Below are 20386 nucleotides of genomic sequence, written 5' to 3' on the forward strand. Positions count from 1 at the left end.
GTTACGAGCGACACCGACCGTGCCGGCACTCATCGTATCGTAAGGCGCGTCGTCATCGTCCGCGGATACGTTTATCGAGTTTGGCGAGCTCGGATTCGGCGCCTCGGATCAGGCTCGGAACGTGAATGCCCCTGGCCGTGAAATGGCAGCGGAACGGACAGGGCGCATCGGTGTCGTGATTCAGCTTCGCGCACGCCACGACGGCCGGTCCGGTGGCGCGATATACCAGCGCGCCCAAGCCCATCCCCATGATCGGCGCGGTGAAATACAGCCACATCGCGGTCCAGATGCCGCTCGGGAGGGCCGAGCCGACACTGCGCGCCGGGTTCATGCTCATGCCGGAAAACGGCGCTTCGAAGGTGACGAACAGCGCGATTAGCACGCCGCAGATCAGACCCGTGTAGCGCATTAGCCGCACCTGGTTGCTGGCGTACAGCGACGCCCCCATCAGCATGGCCGAGATCAGCATTTCCATGCCGAACGCCACGCCCACACCGCAGCTGCCCGGCACGGTCACAGCGAAGGAAACCGGCGCTTCCGCCAGCGCCGGCCCGGCAAGCAGATGGGCGAGCAGTACGCCCGCCGCGCCGCCGGCGAACTGCGCGCACGCGTACATGGCGGCATCGAAGCGGCCGATCTTGCCCAGCAGCGCATAAGTCAGGGTCAGCGCGGGATTGAAGTGCGCGCCCGAGCGCGCCCCCCACGGCGAATAAATCAGCGCCACCGCGGTCCCGCCCATCGCCACTCCCATCAGGGCGCGCCGCAGCAGCGCGCTGGCGACCAGCACGTGCAGGGGAAAACGGTGCGACTCGAGTGCCGTGTCGACCAGGGCGGCGACGAGCATGAAGGCGCCCAGCCCCGCCGCTTCGATCGCATACTGCGGCCAGTGTTGGCGAAACTGCGCGACGTATCCGCTCGCCTCAGTCATGGTTGCCCGCGATCGGGAAGCGCACGGTGACGCGCAGGCCGGCGCCGTGATCGCCGGCGCAGAGGGCAACCTGCGCGCCGATCGCGTCGCAGATCTCCTTCACAATGGCCAAGCCGAGGCCGGAACTTTGCGCCTTGGTCTGGTCGATCCGGTAAAACCGTTCGAACACGCGCGCGCGCTGGTGCTCGGGAATGCCCGGGCCCGAATCGGTGATCTCGAGCACCGTCGCGTCCGCCGCTTGCAGCACCGAGGCGATGACGGTTCCATTGCCGGCCAGATGCTGAATCGCGTTGTCGACGAGGTTGGCGATCAATTCCCGCAACAGGTAGGCGGAGCACATCACGGTCGCCTGCTCGTCGAGGGCGTCGACACCGAGCTCGATACCTTTTTGCTGCGCCAGCGGCGCGAGTTCTTCGATGACGCTGGTGACAGTTGCCGCCAGGTTGACCGCCACCGACGCGGCGTCGGGGCGCTTCTGTTCCACGGTCGCCAGCACCAGCAGCTGGTTGATCGCGCGGCCGCCATGCGCGACCGACTTTTGCATCGCGCCGAATACTTCCATGCAGGCGGCATTCGCGCTCGGATCGCGCCGGCCGAAGTTGATTTGCGACGTAAGGATCGCGAACGTGGTGCGCAGGTGGTGCGCGGTGTTCGCGACGAACTGCTCGTAGGATCCGAGCGTGTGGTCGAGGCGGACGACGTAATCATTCAACGCGACGATGATCGGGCGCAGCTCGGCGAGCGAGGTGTCTGCGTCGAGCTTTTGCAGAGACCCGGGACGTCGGTCGCGCAGCTGCGCGCCGAATGCAATCAAGGGGAGCAGCGTCCAGCGCACCGCGAATGCGAGGCCCGAGACCAGCAGGACGAACAGAATCAGCGTCTCGCGCACGGCGGTGCGCATCAAATCGTGCCGGAATGCGGTGTGACCATGCAGGGTCTGGGCGACTTCGGTGATGGCGTAATCGGTCGACCGCGTGCTTGGCAGCGCATGCTTGTAGGCGATCACGCGTACTGGCTCGCCCCGCATCGATGCGAGGAAATACTTTTCCTGCTCGATCTCCAGCGCTCCGGCGTACAGCGGCATATCGGCATCGCCCGCGAGCAGGATGCCACTCTTGCTGCGCACCGAGTAGAACACCCGGTCCTGGGTCTTGTTGGCGAACAGTTCGAACGCCGCCGGCGGAATGCTGATCTCGTAGCCGCCATCGATCTTCGCCAACGGTTCGGAGATGATCTTGGCGGCGCCCATGAGCAGCTGCTGCTGCACCAGGGTCGCCACGCCATCGGTGTCGCTGCGCGCAAACATGAAATCGACCGCCGCGATCAGCACGGCGGGCAACAACACCCATAAGGCGAGCCGGCGTTTGAGACTGCCAACGCCGCGCATGTCAGGCGGCGACATAGCTCAGCATGTAGCCGAGGCCGCGCAAGGTGAGGATTTGCGCACCCGATTGCTCCAGCTTCTTGCGCAGCCGGACGATGTAAATCTCCAGCGCCTTGGCCGACACCATGTCGTCGAGCGTGCACAGGTTGTCGGCAAGATTCTGTTTCGACACCGTCTTGCCGCTGTGGCGGATCAGAGTCTCGAGCACCGCGTGCTCGCGCGGCGTCAGCCCCAGCACCGCGCCCTTGCTGCTGAACTGCTTGGTGTTGGTGTCGTACGATAGCCCGCCGCAAAAAATGACGGGATTGGCCTTGCCGCTCGCGCGCCGCAGCAGCGAGCGCAGGCGCGCCTCCAGTTCCTGGATGTCGAACGGCTTGGCCAGGTAGTCGTCGGCGCCCAAGTCCAGGTGCGCAATGATGTCCTGCAAGGTGTTCTGCGCGCTGATGATCAGCACCGGCACCTGATTGTTCTTGGCGCGCAGGCTGCGCAGCAAGGTCTGTCCGTTCAGTCCCGGCAAGGTCAGGTCCAGCAGGATCGCATCGTAAGCCTGGGTGAGCAGAAGGTGCGCGGCATCGGTGCCGGAAAACGCCTGCTCGACGGCAAAGCCGGACTGGGTGAGCAGCCGGCTCAGCCATCCGGACAGCTCCTGATTATCTTCTACTAGCAAAAGTTTCATCGCCACAGCGTACTGCATTTCGGCAAATCGTTCATTACGCGGCAATTATTTTTTCCGCCACTGTTTATTGAAGGCAAATAGAAGGGTAGGGCGCTCTACATTGGCTGCTGTTGGCCAAAACCGCATCAGACGGGTCTGGCAGACGTCCATTTCTAACCCCAGGAGACACAAGAATGAAGCAACGATTGATCGCGGTCGCCGTTCTGGCGACGCTGGCGCAGGGCGTCCATGCCCAGACCTCCGATGACATGCAGCAGGCCCTGGCGCAGGCACAGAAGGCGGCAGCCGACGCAACGGTTGCGGCGCAGCAGGCCCAGCAGGCGCTCGAGCAGATCCGCGCCAGCGCCGCCGCGAAAGCCCATCCGAAAGCCGCAGCGGCCGACGATGCGCTCAGCCAGACGCCCGGCGAAGGGGTCATGCTCAAGAGCGGCGCCGATTACGTGCGCCTGTACGGCCTGCTCGACATGAGCCTGAGCCGCCGTACCAATGCCGACAAGGCCGGCAATACCCTGAACGACATGCCAATCGCCTGGTTCAGCGGCAATCGCTGGGGCATCGAAGGCCAGCACGTGCTGAAGGACAGCGGCGGCCTGAAGGCGATCTTCAAGCTCGAGAGCGAGTATGAACTACCGACCGGCAATATGGACTCGCCCGGCGTGCTGTTCAACCGCGACGCCTGGCTGGGAATGGAAAGCGACACCATCGGCCGCATCACGCTGGGCCGCCAGAACACCCTGGCGCGCGAGTTCTCCAAGATCTACGGCGATCCCTACGGTTCGGCGGGCGTGACAATGGAAGAGGGCGGCTACAGCAACAACAACGACTTCAAACAGTTCATTTTTTATTCGGGCAGCGCCACCGGCACCCGTTACGACAAGGGCATCGTCTGGAAGAAGCAGGTCGGCAAGTTCATGGTCGGCCTCGGTTACCAGCTCGGCGGCGTACCGGGCGACTTCGACAGTGGCACCACCAAATCGCTGGGTCTGGCGTACAACGGCGGCAAACTCAACATCGCCGGCTTCGTCACCAGCGCCAACGTCAACAACTTCAGGCACACCTCGTATTCTGTGGGCGGCAATTACCAGTTCGGCCTGCTGCGCCTGAATACCGGCTACGTCCATTACACGGCGGACCAGCCAGCGGCGATCGGGAACCGCGACGACAACGCCTACACCATCTCGGCGCGCTTCTCGCCGGCCGGCCGCTTCGACTACGAGCTGGGCTGGCAGACCATGAATGCGAACAATGCGGCCGTCAACGGCAGCGGCTACGTGCTCAACGCCTTCGCCAACACCGCCAGTGCCACCCGTACCGGCACCGGCAAGCGCAAGACCTTGTACGCATCGTCGTTCTATCGCTTCGACAAGCGCACCGAACTATACCTGGCGGTCGATCGCCTGAAGACCGACGGCACCTACCTGGCCGCCCAGGCCAACGGCTTCAAGGAACAGAACGAAGCCGCGGTCGGCATGCGCTTCAAGTTCTGATCGCTCACGAGGCGGTAATCAAAAGGAAAGCATTTTGAAAGCCGCCGCCCCTTATATTGTTCAGTTCCCAAAATAATTCGAAGGAGACACCATGAACACCATCCTCAAGCCGCTCGCCGCCTTTGCAATGCTTCTGGGCTGCATGCACGCGTCCGCAGCGGAAAAAATCACCATTATGGTCGGCGGAATCGAGAAACAAATCTACCTGCCGGCGAAGCTGGCCGAACAGCTCGGCTATCTCAAGGAGACCGGACTCGACGTCGAGCTGCTCAGCGAGCCGGCGGGCGTGAACGCCGAGACCGAGATGCTGTCGGGCGCAGCCCAGGGCGTGATCGGCTTCTACGACCATACGATCGACCTGCAGGCGCGCGGCAAGATGGTCGAGTCGGTGGTGCAGTTCAGCCAGGCGCCTGGCGAAGTGATCCTGGTATCAAAGGCGGCCGCGAAAGAGGTGCGCTCGCCGGCGGACTTCAAGGGCCGCACGCTGGGTGTCACGGGCCTCGGTTCGTCCACCAATTTCCTCACCTTGTACCTGGCGGCGAAGGCCGGTATCAAGAACACCGAATTCACCACCCTGCCGGTAGGTGCGGGCGCGAGCTTTATCGCCGCGATGGGACAGGGGAAGATCGATGCGGGCATGACTACCGAGCCGACCATTTCGCGCCTCCTGTCGACCGGCGCGGCCACCGTCCTTGTTGACCTGCGTACGGTGAAGGAAACCGAAGCGGCGCTGGGCGGCACCTATCCTGCGGCCTGTCTGTACATGCCGACCGCATGGGTCAATACGCACAAGGAGCAGGTGCAGAAACTGGCCACTGCGTTCGTCAAGACGCTGCGCTTCATTCGCACCCACAGCGCCAAGGAGATCGCCGAGAAGATGCCGGCCGAGTATTCAGCCGTCAATCGCCAGCAGTACATCGACGCGCTCGAGGCCAGCAAGATGATGTTTACCGCCGACGGCGTGATGCCCGAGAACGGCCCGCCCACGGTGCTGAAGGTGCTGAACGGCTTCGACAAGGCGGTGCAGGGCAAGTCCATCAACCTGGCCAACACCTTCAGCACCGAGTTCGTCAAGGCCGTCAAATAATGTCCAATGTCGCGATCGAACTGCGCAACGTCACGCGCAAATTCATCAGCCCCGCAGGCAAGACCACATTGGCGCTGGCGGACTTCAGTCTGACGGTCAACGAAGGCGATTTCTGCGCAATCGTCGGACCAACCGGATGCGGAAAATCGACCACGCTGGGGATGATCACAGGACTCAATCCGCCGTCTTCCGGCTCGGTCAGCGTTTTCGGCCAGCGCGTCACCGGCATCCATCCGGATATCGGCTTCGTGTTCCAGTCCGACGCGGTTTTCCCGTGGAAGAACGTGATCGACAACGTCGCGCTCGGACCGATTTATCGCGGCACCGACAAGAAGCTGGCGACCGAGATGGCGGCGCAGTGGGTGCGCCGGGTCGGGCTGGCCGGATTCGAACGGCATTATCCGCACCAGCTCTCGGGCGGCATGCGCAAGCGCGTGGCCCTGGCGCAGACCTTCATCAACGAGCCGAAGATCTTGCTGATGGACGAACCCTTCTCGGCGCTGGACGTACAGACCAGGGCGCTGATGCAGGACGAGTTGCTGGGGCTGTGGTCCGAGAAGAAGGCGTCGGTCGTGTTCGTGACCCATGACATCGAGGAAGCCATCGCCTTGGCCGACCGCGTGGTAGTGCTGACCAAGGGCCCGGGTTCGGTCAAGAGCAGCTACGAGATTCCGCTCGCGCGTCCGCGCGAGGTTGCCACGGCGCGCTACTCCCCCGAATTCATCGACTTGTCGAAGCGGATCTGGTCGGACCTCAAAGACGAAGTACAGATTTACATCGGAGCGAGATGAATACGAATACCCTGAATGGCACGACGGCGCCGCCGGTCGACCGGGAAGATGAACGAAAAGCCATCGCGCGCGCGATCAATCATCGGCGCCTGGTCCTTTTCTTGCGGATTGCGGTTGCGGTCTGCACGCTCGCCGGATGGGAAGCTGCGGTGCGGTATGGCCTGATCGACCCATTCTTCTTCTCCCAGCCGTCGGCGATTTATGACCAGCTAAAGGTGTGGCTGACCGAGGGAACTTCGCAAGGTCCCTTGTGGAAGGAGCTGCTGGTGACGATGGAGGAGACCGCGCTCGGGTTTATCATTGGCAGCGCCCTCGGCATCCTGTTCGGGATTGGCCTGGGCAGGAACCGGCTCGCGGCCGACGTCTTCAGCGTCTACATCAAGGTGGCCAACGCCATCCCGCGCGTTGTGCTCGGTTCGATCTTCATCATCATGTTTGGCCTCGGGATGGGCTCGAAGGTGGCGTTGGCGGTGGTGATGGTGTTCTTCGTGGTGTTCGGCAATGCCTTCCAGGGCGTGCGCGAAGCGGACAAGAACCTTATCGCCAACGCCTATATCCTCGGCGCCAGCAAACGCCAGGTGACGTTCACGGTGGTGTTCCCATCGGCGCTGACGTGGATACTGGCCAGCCTGCACGTAAGCTTCGGTTTTGCGCTGGTCGGCGCCGTGGTCGGCGAATTCCTCGGGGCGCGCCATGGCATCGGCCTGCTGATCTCGACCGCGCAAGGAACCTTCAACGCGGCCGGCGTGTTCGCCGCGATGATTGTGCTGGCGGTCGTTGCGCTGGCCGCGGAGTACGCATTGACGGCGCTCGAGAACGTGCTGCTGAAATGGCGGCCGGTGCAGTTCGTCGAACAAGGCATGTAGCCGATCGAGCGAGAATTTCTCCTGTGCGAGAGCACATTCGCCCCGCGCTTGCGGGCCGTTTTTTCAACCTTCGCCGACCAGGTCGGGGCGCGGCAGCTGAATCGTCCCGGTGTGGAAAGTGTATTCGAACAGGTTGGCGTAGCGGCCCCACTCGATCGCCACGCGCAGCGCGCTTTCGGCTTCCTCAGGGTTGAGGGTAAAGCGCAGCAGGCGCAGGAACAGCTCTTTGGGCAGGTCGCCGGAGCGGTCCTGTTCCAGTCCGTGGCAGATGTAGGCCACCAGAGGCACGTGTTCGAGCAGCTGCTTGCCGAAAATCGCCTGGCGCTGCGCATGGTCCGCCGCGACGAATTGCTCGCCCAGCGCGGTTATGCCGATGTCGCCGTTGGCCAGGCTGGCAAAGCCGAGGAAGGCCAGCGCGATCGACACTTCCAGCAGTTCGCGGTCGGTCAGGTCGGATTCTTCGGCCAGTTGCGGCAGGTCGGCGCTGCCGCGGAACGGTTCCTCCTGCAGCAGTTCGAGCACCGCTTCGATGCGCGCGCTGTCCGCTTCCGGCAGACGGTCGCCCAGCTGCAGCTTGACTTCCTTTTCCGCCGTCCGGCCGGGACGCGCACTGCCCGCCGTCATCAGGCCGTACACCTCGTCGATCAGCAGCCGCACTTCGGCCGATTCGACCGAGCGGGGACGCGGCAGTGCGATTGGCAATTCGGCGCGCACGCGGCCCGGGTTGCTGGAGAAGACCAGCACGCGGTCGGCCATCATGACCGCTTCCTCGATATTGTGCGACACCACCAGCATCGCCTTGGTGGGGATGCTGCCGGACTCCCACAGTTCGAGGATTTCCTCGCGCAGGCGTTCGCCGGTCATCACGTCGAGCGCGGAGAAGGCCTCGTCCATCAGCAGCACCTCTGGCTCCATCACCAGTGCGCGGGCGATGCCGACGCGCTGGCGCATTCCTCCGGACAATTCGCGCGGCAAAGCGCCCTCGAAGCCCGACAGGCCGATCAGGTCGATTACCTTGTCGGACCGGCGCGCGCGCTCGGCCAGCGGGACACCCTGCGCTTCCAGGCCGAGTTCGACGTTCTTCTGCACCGTCAGCCACGGGAACAGCGCAAACGACTGGAACACCATGCGGATGCCGCGCGCGGCGCCGGCCAGCGGCATGCCGCGGTACAGCACCTGGCCCTGGTCGGCGCGGATCAGGCCGGCGAGGATACGCAACATTGTCGACTTACCGGAGCCGGACTGGCCGAGCAGGGCGACGATCTCGCCTTCGTGCAGGGCGAAATCAACGCCTTCGAGGACATTGCGCGCAGTGCCATCGGCGGAGCGGAACGCCTTGCCGACGCCTTTCAGTTCGAGGATGGGAGTGGACATCGGATGTTCCTAAAAATGCAGGCGGTTTTCCGCCATCTGATACAGGCGCCGCCAGACGAAGTGATTCAGACCCATCACGTAAATGCACATAATGGCGATGCCGAGCGCGATGCGGGGGAAGTCTCCTTTCGCAGTCATCTCGGCGATATAGCTACCGATGCCGTGCGCCTGCAGCGTAGTGTCGCCCCAGGTGACGTATTCGGCGACGATGCTCGCGTTCCACGAGCCGCCAGTAGCGGTGATCGCGCCGGTGACGAAGCTCGGGAAGATCGCCGGCAGCAGGTAACGGCGCCACTTCAGCCATCCGGACAGGCCGAAATTGCGGCTCGCATAGCGCAGTTCGGTCGGGATCGTCGATGCGCCCGCGATGACGTTGAACAGCAGGTACCACTGGGTACCCAGGATCATCAGTGGCGAGAGCCAGATGTCCGGCTCGAGCTTGAAATGCACGATGCCGACCACCGCCACGGGGAACATCAAGTTGGCCGGAAAGGCGGCGAAGAACTGGGCCATCGCCTGCACGCGCTGGGCCAGGCGCGGATTCAGCCCGACCCACACGCCCACGGGTACCCACACCAGGGCGGCCAGCAGCAGCAACAGCAGCACGCGGCTCAAGGTGTAGAAGCCGAGGAGGAACACGCGGCCAACTTCAGCCCATCCCACTTCGCTCTGGACGAAGTGCACCAGCGTCCACAATGCATAGAAGGCCAGCGCCGCAATGATCGCATCCCAGGCGCGTTCCGAGACGATCGAGCCAACGCCGGCTTGGGCGCGCACCGACGTGCCGTCGTGGCGCAGCCGGAAGATCGCAAGCGAACGTTCGAGCAGCGCGATGCAGCGGGCGCCGAGCGCCTTGGTTCGTTCGGTGCGGCGCAGCCACGTCAGCAGCCACGATTGCTGGGCGGTTTCGCTGCCGGTCTCCTCGAAACGGAACTTGTCGGCCCATGCGAGCAGAGGGCGGAAAAATAATTGGTCGTACATCAGCACCCCCACCAGCATGGCGCCGATGGCCCAGCCGATCGCATACAGGTTGCGCTGCTCGATGGCCAAGGCGATGTACGACCCGATACCGGGCAGCTTGATGTTCTGGTTGGCGACCGAGATCGCTTCGGCGGCGACGACGAAAAACCAACCGCCCGACATCGACATCATCATGTTCCATAGCAGGCCGGGGATGGCGTACGGGAGTTCCAGGCGCCAGAAGCGCTGCCAGGAAGACAGCTGATAGACGGTCGCCGCCTCCACCAATTCGCCCGGTACGGTGCGAAACCCCTGGTAGGCGCTGAATGCCATGTTCCATGCCTGCGAGGTGAAGATGGCGAAAATCGCCGCGCATTCGACGCCCAGCAGGTTGCCCGGGAAGAGCGCGATGAAGCCGGTCACGGTGATCGACAGGAAGCCGAGGATGGGGATCGACTGCAGGATGTCGAGCAGGGGCACGAGCACCTTTTCGGCAGCGCGGTATTTGGTGGCCAGCGTGGCGAACACGCAGCTGAACACCACCGAGGCGCCCAGCGCCAGGAACATACGCAGCGTCGTGCGCAGCAGATAATAGGGCAGCTGGGCCGGCGCGAGCGACAGCGTCATTGGCTGGCCCAAGCGATAGGGATGCGCCATTTGCGCCGCGCCGTAAGCCAGCAGGACCAGGGCCGCCAGCACGATCGGCAGCAGCGCCCAGTCCCACCGGTTGCCGCCCGCTTCGACGACCTGGCGCGGGAAGAATTGCTTGCGTTCGCTCATCGGCATGCTCAGAATTCGGCGTGCAGCCGCACGGAGGCCACGGTGACCGGGCCGCGGTCACGGTTATATGCGGGGTTTGCGATGCGCTGCAGGTTCAAGCCGAAGTGGGCGCCGTCGCGCAGTGCCAGGTTGTAGAAGCATTCGCCCACCACTTCGGGCCGATAAGTAATTCGGCCATCGCCGAGGAAGAAGCCGGCGCCACCGGCAGCCAGATAAGCGATGTGCGGCGCCGACAGACCGTTGCGCGCCAGCGCGACGCCGGCGGTGTCGGCGGGGCGCGACCAACCCGCGCCTTTGACCAGCGCGCCGGCGGACATCGACCGGTCAATTTCGGCGAAGGCGTAGGTCTCGGTCTTGCCGTCTGCCCAGCTGGCGCGGGCAAACACGCCGGCCTGCGCCGTCAATGCCTGTTCAACGCTGGCGCCGACGCCGATTTTCGCATGACGACTGCGCACACCGGCCACCGCGGGCGGTGCGCCAAGCGCGAGTGCGTCCGTGTAGGTGCCCATATTGGCGACGTTGCGGAACACGAGCAGGCGGACCGCACCGCCCTCGTGGCGATGCTCGAGTTCGACCTGGTCGCCGTAGCGGCGGAAGATCTTCGGATCGAGCGCCAGCCCGTTCGATTCGCGCGGTTGGACGAAGCGGCCCGCGCGCAAACTCCAATCGCCGTCGACGTATTCGATCGTCGCGCCCCAGGTGTAGCCGCGCGAGTCGGCGGCAAAATCGTAAGCGCCGTAGCTGATCAGCGACCAGTTCATGAACTGTGTCCTGGCGTCGTGGCTGTAGGCGTTGTTGTCGAACAGGTCGACCACCGCGAGATTGCCGGCGGTGAGCGTCAGGCGCCTGCGGTCCGTGAATCCGGCCAGCTGGTTGGCGGCCGATTCGACCTGCGTGCTGCCGCCGCCCAGTCCCCACACCTGGCGCAGAAAGGCGCGGGCACGGTAAAAGGTCGGGTTGGCGCCCGAGGTGCGCGCCATTTCGCCGTTCGTCATGCCGCCGAGGCCGGCGAGGTGCGACAGGGGAACGCCTTGCGCAAGTTCTGGATCGATGTACAGTTCCGCGCCGGCCCATGGCCTGAATCCAAATGCCGCGGTGGCGGTGAACGAGTAACTTTTTTCGGCCGCCGGCGCCAAGCTGTTGACACCGGTGTATGGCGAGCTGAACGCATCCTTGTGCTGCCAGATGTAGGTGGACTGGAATTTCGCGTTCCATTGTTCCTCGTCGGCGCGGGCGCCGTCAGGCGCGGCGAGCGCCAGCAGCGAGAACAGAAACGGCGCGGCGGCGCGCAGATGGATGCAGATTCGCATAATCGATTCCATGTCGGTGGAAGGCTCAATGCATGAGCCGTGATTGTAGGCTTGACTGACGATATTCCGCGCCAGCGAGTGCGGGAGCAAATGGATGCGTGCACGCGACCAATCCACCGGCATGACATCGCAGAGAAAAGGGTTAGGATGATATCAGTGCAAGATGTCCGCGGTCTATCCGAATCGTTGCGACTTGGTAATTGTGATTGCGGCGCGAAAATGGAGCATATCTTTGGCGTTTCATCGGCTGCCTCCTGGAGGCACCATGAGGAGGCTCAGCCCGCGTAAGGACCGTGAAACCGCTCCACAGATCGACGCAACAATCGCAATGCAACAGGAATTCGGCGACCCCGCGCGCGCCTTCTCGACATTGATCAGGCCGAGCGCGAAACTTTGCGCGTTGGTCTGATGGCGAAAGCGCCCTCATTTTGCAGCGCTTGAACCGTCACTGGCGAATCCGGACGACAATTCTTACACTGCGTCGGTCATTCTCCCATGGGGTAACAATTCAGGCACATCGGGTGCAACCAGCACTCGGGAAGCGCTGCTCCTAATTCGGCGCTAATTATTCCGCCTTATCGTTCGGATATCGACAATTCTATTGATTAGCGAGATTCCATGCATCCGATGACAGCCACCGATTCCGTCCTGGTTCGCAACAGGGTGCCCGAGGTAACGCTGGTTTTCTGGATTATTAAAGTTCTTTCGACCACGGTGGGCGAGACCGGCGCCGACTATCTGGCGGTCAATGCCGGCCTCGGACCGCTGGTCACCGATGCAATCATGGGGACGCTGCTGGCCTTGGCGCTGGCGCTGCAGTTGCGCAACGGCCGCTACGTGCCGTGGACCTACTGGCTCACCGTCGTTCTGCTGAGCGTTGTCGGTACGCAACTCACGGACTTCCTGACCGACAAACTCGGCGTGAGCCTGTACGCCAGCACCGCGGTGTTCAGCGCCGCGCTGGCCGTGGCGTTCGCGGTTTGGTACAGTTGCGAGCGCACGCTATCGATCCAGTCCATCGTCACCCGGCGCCGCGAATTGTTTTACTGGGTGGTCATCCTGCTCACGTTTGCGCTTGGAACCGCAGCCGGCGACTTGGCAACCGAGGCGCTGGGGCTTGGCTTTCGTATCGGCGTGATGGTGTTCTGCGGCCTGATTTTCGCCATCTTCGCCGCTTACCGCTTTGGCGCCAATCCGGTATTGACGTTCTGGCTGGCGTATATTCTGACCCGGCCGCTGGGCGCTTCTCTGGGCGACCTGCTGTCGCAGTCGACCGAGTACGGCGGCATCGGCTGGGGCAACATCAATACCAGCGCCGCTTTTCTTGCCGTGATCGCAGCGCTGGTCATTTCCATCAGCCGGTCACGGACCCCGGCGCCCATCATCCCTTAACCATCAGGAGTCGACACATGCAAGCAAAGACTATTCTTCGCCACTCGCTGGCAACCTGCGTTGCGACGTTGCTGGCCGTGACGAGTGTTGGCCCGGCCGGCCTGCAACTGGCGCCGGCGCGCGCCGGTGAAGCATCGAAGCTTGGCGACCTTGGCCGCTTCCGTGCCATCGCCCAGGACACCTCGACGCTGGTCGCGAAAGGCCAGCTTGCGCAAGCGAAGGCACGCATCAAGGACCTCGAGACCAGCTGGGACGAAGCCGAAGCGGGCCTCAAGCCGCGCGCGGCGACCGACTGGCACGTGCTCGATAAGGCGATCGACCGGGCGTTGTCAGCCTTGCGTGCCGACCGCGTGGACGCCGCCGCCTGTCAACAGGCGATGGCCGATCTGCTCGCGGCGTTCGACAAGGCCGGCGCCGGAAAGCCGAAGTAAGCGCGTGCGTGTCCTGCTGGTGGAAGACGATCCGATGATCGGTGAGGCGCTAGTCACCGCGCTGCGCGACGGCGCTTATGCCGTCGACTGGGTGCGCGACGGCGCGTCGGCGCACAGCGCGCTCGCGATGGAGGATTATCAGGCGGTGCTGCTTGACCTCGGTCTGCCGGACCATGATGGGCTGGAAGTGCTGCGCCGGCTGCGCGGCGCCGGCAGCACTGCCCCGGTGGTGATCCTCACGGCGCGCGACGGCCTGCAGGACCGGATCGATGGCCTCGACCTGGGCGCCGACGATTATCTGGTCAAACCGTTCGAGACAAGCGAGTTGTTCGCGAGGCTGCGCGCGATCACGCGCCGCAGCGCCGCTGGCCAGGCGACACCGCGGCTCGGCAACGGCCTGGTGGAACTCGACCCCGCCACCCATCAAGCATGCGCCGGCACGGAGCGCTGCCTGCTGAGCGCACGCGAGTTCGCCCTGATGCACGCGCTGCTGCTGCGTCCCGGGACCATCCTGACGAGGAGCGAACTGGAAGCGCGCATCTACGGCTGGAACGAGGAGGTCGAGAGCAACGCGGTCGACTTCCTGATCCATTCGGTCCGGAAAAAGCTGGGCGCCGGCGTGATCAAGAACGTCCGCGGCGCCGGATGGATGGTGGAGAAGGGCCGATGAACCGCTCGCTGCAGCGCCACTTATCCCTGACCATCGGCGCGGCCATGATGATCGCCGCGCTGCTGGCCGCCGCTGTGTCGTTTGGCTTCGTATTCCTGGAAGCGCGCGAATTCCAGGACGACCTGCTCAAACAGGTGGCCGAAATCGCGTCCAGGCGAGGCCCTGTCTCCGTCACCTCAACGCGCGCCGGCGGCCCCGGGGGCGACCCCGACGCGCGCCTGACCGTGCTGCGCTTCCCGGGCGATTCGCCACCGCCCTGGTGGCGCGCCCCTCTGAGGGAGGGATGGTACACGGTGTCGACTGGCAAGGAGGAGCTGCGCGTCTACGTCGATGAAGGACAGGGCGGCAGCCGGACCGTCGTTGCCCAGCCGACCGAAGCGCGCGACGAGATCGCCAGGCACAGCGCAGTGCGTGCCTTCCTGCCGTTCCTGCTGCTGGTATTGTTGCTGCCTGTGCTGACGGTGCGGATCATCCGGCGCGAACTGGCGCCCGTGATCCGCCTGGCGCACAGCCTCGACGAGCAGTCGGTCGACCGCCTCGATCCAGTCTCCGACCGCGACGTGCCGGCCGAAATCACCCCGTTCGTTCATGCGATCAACCGCCTGATCGAACGCGCCAATTCCATGCTCATGCAGCAACGCCGTTTCATCGCCGACGCGGCCCACGAATTGCGCAGTCCGCTGACCGCGCTCCTGCTGCAGGCGCAAAACCTGCGCAACGCGGAGTCATTGGAGACGGTGCGCCAGCGCGTGGCGCCGCTGCAGGAAGGTATCGAGCGCGCCCGGCGCCTGACGGAACAGCTGCTCAACCTGGCAAAGGCGCAGTCGGGCGAAACCGCCGCGGCGCGCATCGACTTGCCCGGAATGGCGCGCGAACTGCTGGCGGAATTTATGCCACAGGCTGAGCGCAGGGGCATCGACTTGGGACTGGGCGACGTGACGCCGCTGTCGATCGCCGCGACTCCCAACCTGCTGCGGCAGATACTGCGCAACGCACTGGAAAACGCGCTGAATTATTCCCCTCCTGGCGGCCTGGTGTCGGTGCGGGTGTTCGAACAGGCCGGAGAGGCCGTCGTGGAGGTGGTCGACGACGGCCCCGGCGTCCCCGCCGCCGAGCGCGAGCGCGTGTTCGATTCGTTCTATCGCATTCCCGGCGCGCAGGGGCAGGGAAGCGGCATCGGCCTGGCGATCGCGCGCGAATCGGCACTCAAGCTCGGAGGGGTGATCAGCCTGCACGAGCGCAAGGAGGCCACCGGGCTGGTATTTCGCTATCGTCAAAAATTGAATAACAAGGATACGCATGGCTTCAAGTAGCAACAACAAGATGATCCTGGCGGCGGTCGCGGCCGGCGTGTTCGCAGCCGGCGGTGCGGCCTGGTACATGAACGGCCAGCCGGCAGCCAAGGAGGTAAAGGCCAAGGCGCCGCCGCTGGTGTCGCTGGTCGACGTCAAGGTGGTCGACCTGCCGGTCGAATTTTCGACCCAGGGTCACCTGGTCGCGCTTGACCAGGTAGACGTGCGCCCCCAGGTCAATTCGACCATCCGCGAGGTGGCGTTTCACGAGGGCGACCAGGTGAAAGCAGGCCAGCTGCTGTTTGTGCTCGACGGCGCCGAAGTCGCGGCCCAGGTCAGTCACTCCACCGCCCAGGCCGCACAGGTGCAGGCCCAGCTCGACGACGCGGTGCGCGACTATGCGCGCTCGCAGGAGCTGGTCAAATCGGGCTTCATGTCGCCCAGCACCGTCGCCACCGCGCAAAGCAAGGTCGCCGCGCTGCAGGCCCAGTTGAAGGCGGCCCGCGCCGATATCGAGGGCGCCAAGGTGCAATCGGGCCGCACGCGGATCGTCGCGCCGATTTCGGGCCAGACCGGCGCGCTCGCCGTGCATCCGGGCAGCCTGGCGCAGACTTCCGCCGCCAGTCCGCTGGTCACCATCATGAAGCTCGACCCAATCGGCGTCGAATTTAACCTGCCGGAGAGCGCGCTCTCGCCCATCCTTGCCGCGCGCGGCGCCGGCAGCATCAAGGCCTCGCTGCGGGGGGGCGACGGCCAGGTGATCGACGGCGAGCTCAGTTTCGTGAACAACACGGTGAGCACGGACAGCGCGACAATCAGCCTCAAGGCGCGCTTCACGAATCCCGAACATCGCTTGTGGCCAGGCCAGTTCGCCAGCGTCGTGATCAGAGCCGGCGCCAGCCGCGGCGCGGTGGTGCTGCCGCCGCAGGCGGTGCTGGAAGGGCCGTCGGGGCGCTTCGTGTACGTCGTCGACGGCGCCAAACGCGCGCACGTCAAGCCGGTCACCTTGTTGCGGATTCAGGCGGGCGTGGCGGTGGTGCAGGGCTTGGCTGGGGGAGAACGGGTTGTGCTCGATGGCGCGCAGAACGTGGCCGACGGCGCGATTGTCGCAATCGACTCCCGAGCGGGAGCGAAGGCGTTATGAAGATCTCCGAACTGTGCATTTCCAGGCCGATCGCGACGATGCTCGCGTGGATCAGCGTCGTCGTCGCCGGCGTCGCATGCTGGCTGCAGCTGCCGATCGCCGCGCTCCCAACCTACGACACGCCGACCATCCAGGTGGGAGCTAGGCTGTCGGGCGCCAGTCCCGAAACGATGTCGACATCGGTTGCTACGCCGCTCGAGAAGCAGTTCTCCGCGATTCCGGGCCTGATCAACACGACCTCCACCAGCATCCAGGGCGAGACCCAGATCACGCTGGAATTCGATCCCGCGCGTCCGATCGATGCGGCCGCGGGCGACGTCCAGGCGGCGCTGTTTCGCGCCACCCGTTCGCTCCCGGCTGAAATGACCACGCCGCCATCGTACCGCAAGGTCAACCCGGCCGACGCGCCAATCCTGCTGATCGGCCTGTCGTCGCCGTCGCTCAAACTGACCGAGTTGAACGGCTTCTCCGATAACCTGATCGTGCCCGCGCTGTCCACCCTGAACGGGGTGGCCCAGGTCAACGTGACGGGGCAGAAGCGTTACGCGGTGCGCATCGAAGTCGATCCGGCGCGGCTGGCAGCGGTGAACCTGACCCTGCCGGAAGTGTCGGCCGCGCTCAAGGCTGGTAACTCGAATGCCCCGACCGGGCAATTCGACGGCAAGCGCCAGATGATGATGCTGAATATCGCCGGCGGCATGATGAAGGCGGCCGATTTCGGCAAGGTGGTCGTCGCCACCGTCAACGGCCGCCCAATCCGCCTGGCGGACGTCGCCAGTGTCGAGGACAGCATCGAGAACGTCCAGAATACCAGCGCGATCAACGGCGCCAGCTCGATCCTGCTGTCGATCCAGCGTCAGCCTGGAGCCAATACGGTCGCCACCGTCGATGCCATCTTCGCGATGCTGCCCAAACTGCGCGCGCAGCTGCCGGCGTCAGTAAAAATCACGCCGCTGTCGGACCGGTCCGTCTCGATCCGCAACGCGGTCCACGACGTTAACCTGACCATGTTGCTGACCATTGCCCTGGTGATCATGGTGATCCTGCTGTTCCTGCGCCGCCTCGCGGTCACGCTGGTGCCATCGATCAGCGTGCCGATTTCGCTGCTCGGGACGTTCGGTCTGATGTACGCGCTCAACCTCAGCCTGGACAACATCTCGTTGATGGGAATGACGATCGCCGTAGGCCTGGTGGTGGATGACGCCATCGTTGTCCTTGAAAATATCATGCGCCATATCGAAAACGGCATGGAGGCGCGCAAGGCGGCGTTGCAAGGCGTGCGCGAAGTCGGCTTCACGGTGATCTCGATTTCGATCTCGCTCATCGCCGTGTTCATTCCCATTTTCTTCATGCCCGGCGTGACCGGCCTGCTGTTTCACGAGTTCGCGATTGTCGTGTCGCTGTCGATCGTCGTGTCGGCTGCGGTGGCGCTGACGCTGATTCCGATCATGGTGCCCATGCTGATCAAGGGCGGCCACGACGCACGTAAGGCGCCGGGCTGGAGCCGCGCCTTCGAGCGCCTGTTCCAGACCAGCCTGCGAGGGTATGGCCGCGGGCTGGAATGGTCGCTGTCCCATCGCACGACCGTGCTGCTGATCGCCTTGTCGACCTTCGGCCTGACTGCCTGGCTCTACCTGAGCGCGCCGAAGGGCTTCTTTCCGCAGGAGGACATCGGTCAGGTGTCGGTCAACGTCGATACGCCGCAGGACATGGGCTACGATTCGCGCCTTGCCGTGACGGTGCAGCTGGAGCAGAAGCTGCGCGCCGATCCCAACGTGCGCGACGTGGTCAGCAAGGTCGACCATGACACCACTGCATTCACGCTGACGCTAAAGGACAAGGGCCAGCGCGCGGCGCTGCCGGAAGTGCTCAAGCGCCTGCGCGCCGAGACCGCCTTCCTTCCCGGGATCAAGGTATTTTTCAGCCCTGTCCAGAACCTGCGCATTGGCGGGCGCGGCTCGAAAAGCACATTCCAATACACGCTGCAGACGGTCAGCCCGGGCGAGCTCGATGTGTGGGCCGACAAGATGGTGGCCGCGATGAAGCAGTCAGACGTCTTCGTGGGCCTGAACACCGATGCGCAGAAGGACGGGCTGCAAGCGCGACTGACGATCGACCGCGACAAGGCGGCCTTGCTCGGCGTCGACATGATCACGGTGCGCAGCACGCTGTATGGCGCCTACGGCGGCCAACAGGTGTCGACCATTTACGCGCCGGAAGACAGCTACCAGGTCATCATGGAGATGGCGCTTGAGAACCGGCGCGATGAGACGGCGCTAGGACAGCTATACATACGTAGCAAGGCTGGAGCGCTGGTTCCGCTGACTGCGTTTGCCGCGGTCACACGCACGCGGGGAACGATGGCCGTCAACCATCAGGGCCAACTTCCTGCCGTGACGGTATCGTTCGACCTGGCGCCGGGAAAATCGCTGTCGGACGCGGCCCAGGCAATCGGCGTGGCCAAACAGCAGATCGGATTGCCGAGCTATGTGTTTGGTGCGTTCGCCGGCCAGGCCGCGCTCTTCCAGCAGGCACAGAGCACCCAGTTGTGGTTGATTCTAATCGCCGTGGCGGTGATCTACGTGGTTCTTGGCATGCTGTACGAAAGCTGGATTCATCCGATTACTATCCTGCTCGGCATCCCTTCCGCCGCTGTCGGGGCGCTGTTGGCGCTGCGCCTGGTCCGACTGGAGCTGACTTTCATCGCGATGATCGGCATCCTGCTGCTGATCGGTGTGGTCAAGAAGAACGCCATCATGATGATCGACTTTGCGCTCGATGCACAGCGCAACGAGGGCCTGTCGCCGGCGGCGGCGATTCGGCAGGCTTGCCTGCTGCGCTTTCGGCCGATCATGATGACCACGTTCTGCGCGATCATGGGAGCGTTGCCGATCGCGTTGGGGCTCGGCGCCGGAGCGGAATTGCGCCAACCGCTGGGCGTGGCGATTGTGGGCGGCCTGGTGTTATCGCAGGCGATCACCCTGTTCATCACGCCGGTGCTCTATCTTTGGTTCGATTCGTTCGTCGAGCATGCGCCTGCTGTTACGGTGCACGAAGCGGTGCGGCCCCATATCGTACGACTATAAATCCGGCTGTATCGAATTTCGCGTGCCGGGCAAGGTCAATCTGCGCGCGAGCGAATACGAGGGGCAGGATTGGCCGGCGTTAGCGTAGCTTGAGGGCCACCGCCGCACCGGTGACCCACGCAAAGGAGGCGAGCCACCCGGCCAGGATGTCGGATGGATAATGCACGCCGAGATAGACGCGCGAGATGCCGACCAGGACTACGAACACACCACCGAAGCCGATGATTGTCGCGCGTGCGTTGACGCGATGTCTCATCAGATATGCGCTTGCCGTCACCAGGGCCATCGTCGCCATTGCATGCCCGCTGGGAAAGCTAAATGTCGTTTCGGGCAGAATGGAGACCCACAGTGTTGGACGCGCGCGTGCGAAGCTGAGTTTTGCCAACAGATTCAGCAAAGCTGCACCACCGACGGCGAGCACCCAAAACGCGGTCCGCTTGCGGTCAGCCTGTCGATACAGAAGCGCCGCGATAATCACGGTCAGCGGCACCAGCATCAGCGCGGAACCCGCGCGAGAGCTCCATACCATCAACTGGTCCAATCGCTGGGTGGAATGTGCGTGCAGGAACAACAAAATCGGCTGGTCGAACGAAAAGATCTCCTTGTCGAAGACCTCTTCAGCGAGCAACCCGAACGCAAACAGTGGAACGAGTACGCCAGCAAACAGGAGGATTAAGCGCTTGTGGCTACTACTTGGGACAGGGATGCCAGTCATTGTTTTTCCGGTG

General features: G+C 63.9%; 17 protein-coding genes. 10 read left to right on the forward strand and 7 right to left on the reverse strand.

Translation table 11 applies throughout. The features are described from left to right. Positions 1 to 52 precede the first annotated feature (52 nt). Genes Q4S45_RS08580 through Q4S45_RS08590 form a run of 3 tightly spaced genes read right to left on the reverse strand, consistent with a single transcriptional unit; the run spans position 53 to position 2988 of the window. Entirely contained in the window at positions 53 to 928 is an 876-nt protein-coding gene (locus Q4S45_RS08580; protein WP_305510958.1) for an aquaporin, read from the reverse strand. Continuing rightward, positions 921 to 2273, reverse strand: a complete 1353-nt coding sequence (locus Q4S45_RS08585) for a sensor histidine kinase (protein WP_305510960.1) — start codon at positions 2271 to 2273, stop codon at positions 921 to 923. The genes Q4S45_RS08580 and Q4S45_RS08585 overlap by 8 nt, the downstream gene beginning before the upstream one ends. Before the next feature lie 43 nt (positions 2274 to 2316). Continuing rightward, positions 2317 to 2988, reverse strand: coding sequence for a response regulator transcription factor (locus tag Q4S45_RS08590; RefSeq protein WP_305510962.1), 672 nt, complete (start codon positions 2986 to 2988; stop codon positions 2317 to 2319). 173 nt (positions 2989 to 3161) lie between these two features. Between Q4S45_RS08590 and Q4S45_RS08595 the strand changes: the two genes are divergently transcribed. The 4 genes from Q4S45_RS08595 (at position 3162) to Q4S45_RS08610 (ending at position 7219) form a co-directional block, all read left to right on the forward strand. Beyond that, a complete protein-coding gene (locus tag Q4S45_RS08595; RefSeq protein WP_305510964.1) occupies positions 3162 to 4475 on the forward strand; it encodes a porin in 1314 nt (437 codons plus the stop codon). A gap of 91 nt (positions 4476 to 4566) precedes the next feature. Continuing rightward, positions 4567 to 5562 (forward strand): ABC transporter substrate-binding protein, encoded by a 996-nt coding sequence (locus tag Q4S45_RS08600; RefSeq protein WP_305510965.1) that lies wholly within the window; start codon positions 4567 to 4569, stop codon positions 5560 to 5562. Beyond that, entirely contained in the window at positions 5562 to 6353 is a 792-nt protein-coding gene (locus Q4S45_RS08605) for an ABC transporter ATP-binding protein (RefSeq protein ID WP_305510967.1), read from the forward strand. The genes Q4S45_RS08600 and Q4S45_RS08605 overlap by 1 nt, the downstream gene beginning before the upstream one ends. Continuing rightward, positions 6350 to 7219 (forward strand): ABC transporter permease, encoded by an 870-nt coding sequence (locus Q4S45_RS08610; RefSeq protein ID WP_305510969.1) that lies wholly within the window; start codon positions 6350 to 6352, stop codon positions 7217 to 7219. Before Q4S45_RS08605 ends, Q4S45_RS08610 begins: the two co-directional genes overlap by 4 nt. Before the next feature lie 63 nt (positions 7220 to 7282). On the opposite strand, the gene Q4S45_RS08615 is transcribed toward Q4S45_RS08610, so the two are convergent. From Q4S45_RS08615 to Q4S45_RS08625, 3 genes are read right to left on the reverse strand one after another with little or no spacing between them, the layout of a single operon-like run. Then, complete coding sequence (locus tag Q4S45_RS08615; RefSeq protein ID WP_305510971.1) at positions 7283 to 8593, reverse strand: nitrate/sulfonate/bicarbonate ABC transporter ATP-binding protein; 1311 nt, start codon at positions 8591 to 8593, stop codon at positions 7283 to 7285. Between the two features lie 9 nt (positions 8594 to 8602). Beyond that, the gene (locus Q4S45_RS08620) at positions 8603 to 10333 is read right to left on the reverse strand and encodes an ABC transporter permease subunit (RefSeq protein WP_305510973.1); all 1731 of its coding nucleotides are present in this window, start codon (positions 10331 to 10333) and stop codon (positions 8603 to 8605) included. 8 nt (positions 10334 to 10341) lie between these two features. Further along, positions 10342 to 11643 carry a carbohydrate porin gene (locus Q4S45_RS08625; protein ID WP_305510975.1) on the reverse strand — a complete coding sequence of 434 codons (1302 nt, stop codon included), beginning with the start codon at positions 11641 to 11643 and terminating at the stop codon, positions 10342 to 10344. 618 nt (positions 11644 to 12261) lie between these two features. Here Q4S45_RS08625 and Q4S45_RS08630 point away from each other — a divergent pair. Genes Q4S45_RS08630 through Q4S45_RS08655 form a run of 6 tightly spaced genes read left to right on the forward strand, consistent with a single transcriptional unit; the run spans position 12262 to position 19658 of the window. Further along, positions 12262 to 13035 (forward strand): hypothetical protein, encoded by a 774-nt coding sequence (locus Q4S45_RS08630; RefSeq protein ID WP_305510977.1) that lies wholly within the window; start codon positions 12262 to 12264, stop codon positions 13033 to 13035. 17 nt (positions 13036 to 13052) lie between these two features. Then, complete coding sequence (locus Q4S45_RS08635) at positions 13053 to 13466, forward strand: histidine kinase (protein ID WP_305510979.1); 414 nt, start codon at positions 13053 to 13055, stop codon at positions 13464 to 13466. A 4-nt stretch (positions 13467 to 13470) separates the two neighbouring features. Beyond that, positions 13471 to 14136 carry a response regulator transcription factor gene (locus Q4S45_RS08640; RefSeq protein WP_305510981.1) on the forward strand — a complete coding sequence of 222 codons (666 nt, stop codon included), beginning with the start codon at positions 13471 to 13473 and terminating at the stop codon, positions 14134 to 14136. Continuing rightward, positions 14133 to 15449 (forward strand): HAMP domain-containing sensor histidine kinase, encoded by a 1317-nt coding sequence (locus tag Q4S45_RS08645; protein WP_305510983.1) that lies wholly within the window; start codon positions 14133 to 14135, stop codon positions 15447 to 15449. The genes Q4S45_RS08640 and Q4S45_RS08645 overlap by 4 nt, the downstream gene beginning before the upstream one ends. Further along, the gene (locus Q4S45_RS08650; protein ID WP_305510985.1) at positions 15436 to 16572 is read left to right on the forward strand and encodes an efflux RND transporter periplasmic adaptor subunit; all 1137 of its coding nucleotides are present in this window, start codon (positions 15436 to 15438) and stop codon (positions 16570 to 16572) included. Before Q4S45_RS08645 ends, Q4S45_RS08650 begins: the two co-directional genes overlap by 14 nt. Beyond that, positions 16569 to 19658, forward strand: a complete 3090-nt coding sequence (locus tag Q4S45_RS08655; protein ID WP_305510987.1) for an efflux RND transporter permease subunit — start codon at positions 16569 to 16571, stop codon at positions 19656 to 19658. The genes Q4S45_RS08650 and Q4S45_RS08655 overlap by 4 nt, the downstream gene beginning before the upstream one ends. 79 nt (positions 19659 to 19737) lie before the next feature. On the opposite strand, the gene Q4S45_RS08660 is transcribed toward Q4S45_RS08655, so the two are convergent. Next, positions 19738 to 20373, reverse strand: coding sequence for a phosphatase PAP2 family protein (locus Q4S45_RS08660; RefSeq protein ID WP_305510989.1), 636 nt, complete (start codon positions 20371 to 20373; stop codon positions 19738 to 19740). Positions 20374 to 20386 lie beyond the last annotated feature (13 nt).

This window comes from Massilia sp. R2A-15 (genome assembly GCF_030704305.1).
In the GTDB taxonomy this organism is placed as follows: Bacteria; Pseudomonadota; Gammaproteobacteria; order Burkholderiales; family Burkholderiaceae_D; genus JAFCUW01.

What these genes read in the sequence shown, in the direction of transcription:
- Q4S45_RS08655 (WP_305510987.1), top strand. Translation starts at nt 16,569, where the DNA reads ATGAAGATCTCCGAACTGTGCATTTCCAGGCCGATCGCGACGATGCTC.
- Q4S45_RS08625 (WP_305510975.1), bottom strand. Translation starts at nt 11,643, where the DNA reads ATGCGAATCTGCATCCATCTGCGCGCCGCCGCGCCGTTTCTGTTCTCG.
- Q4S45_RS08615 (WP_305510971.1), bottom strand. Translation starts at nt 8,593, where the DNA reads ATGTCCACTCCCATCCTCGAACTGAAAGGCGTCGGCAAGGCGTTCCGC.
- Q4S45_RS08660 (WP_305510989.1), bottom strand. Translation starts at nt 20,373, where the DNA reads ATGACTGGCATCCCTGTCCCAAGTAGTAGCCACAAGCGCTTAATCCTC.
- Q4S45_RS08600 (WP_305510965.1), top strand. Translation starts at nt 4,567, where the DNA reads ATGAACACCATCCTCAAGCCGCTCGCCGCCTTTGCAATGCTTCTGGGC.
- Q4S45_RS08635 (WP_305510979.1), top strand. Translation starts at nt 13,053, where the DNA reads ATGCAAGCAAAGACTATTCTTCGCCACTCGCTGGCAACCTGCGTTGCG.
- Q4S45_RS08620 (WP_305510973.1), bottom strand. Translation starts at nt 10,333, where the DNA reads ATGAGCGAACGCAAGCAATTCTTCCCGCGCCAGGTCGTCGAAGCGGGC.
- Q4S45_RS08580 (WP_305510958.1), bottom strand. Translation starts at nt 928, where the DNA reads ATGACTGAGGCGAGCGGATACGTCGCGCAGTTTCGCCAACACTGGCCG.
- Q4S45_RS08595 (WP_305510964.1), top strand. Translation starts at nt 3,162, where the DNA reads ATGAAGCAACGATTGATCGCGGTCGCCGTTCTGGCGACGCTGGCGCAG.
- Q4S45_RS08630 (WP_305510977.1), top strand. Translation starts at nt 12,262, where the DNA reads ATGCATCCGATGACAGCCACCGATTCCGTCCTGGTTCGCAACAGGGTG.
- Q4S45_RS08650 (WP_305510985.1), top strand. Translation starts at nt 15,436, where the DNA reads ATGGCTTCAAGTAGCAACAACAAGATGATCCTGGCGGCGGTCGCGGCC.
- Q4S45_RS08590 (WP_305510962.1), bottom strand. Translation starts at nt 2,988, where the DNA reads ATGAAACTTTTGCTAGTAGAAGATAATCAGGAGCTGTCCGGATGGCTG.
- Q4S45_RS08610 (WP_305510969.1), top strand. Translation starts at nt 6,350, where the DNA reads ATGAATACGAATACCCTGAATGGCACGACGGCGCCGCCGGTCGACCGG.
- Q4S45_RS08645 (WP_305510983.1), top strand. Translation starts at nt 14,133, where the DNA reads ATGAACCGCTCGCTGCAGCGCCACTTATCCCTGACCATCGGCGCGGCC.
- Q4S45_RS08605 (WP_305510967.1), top strand. Translation starts at nt 5,562, where the DNA reads ATGTCCAATGTCGCGATCGAACTGCGCAACGTCACGCGCAAATTCATC.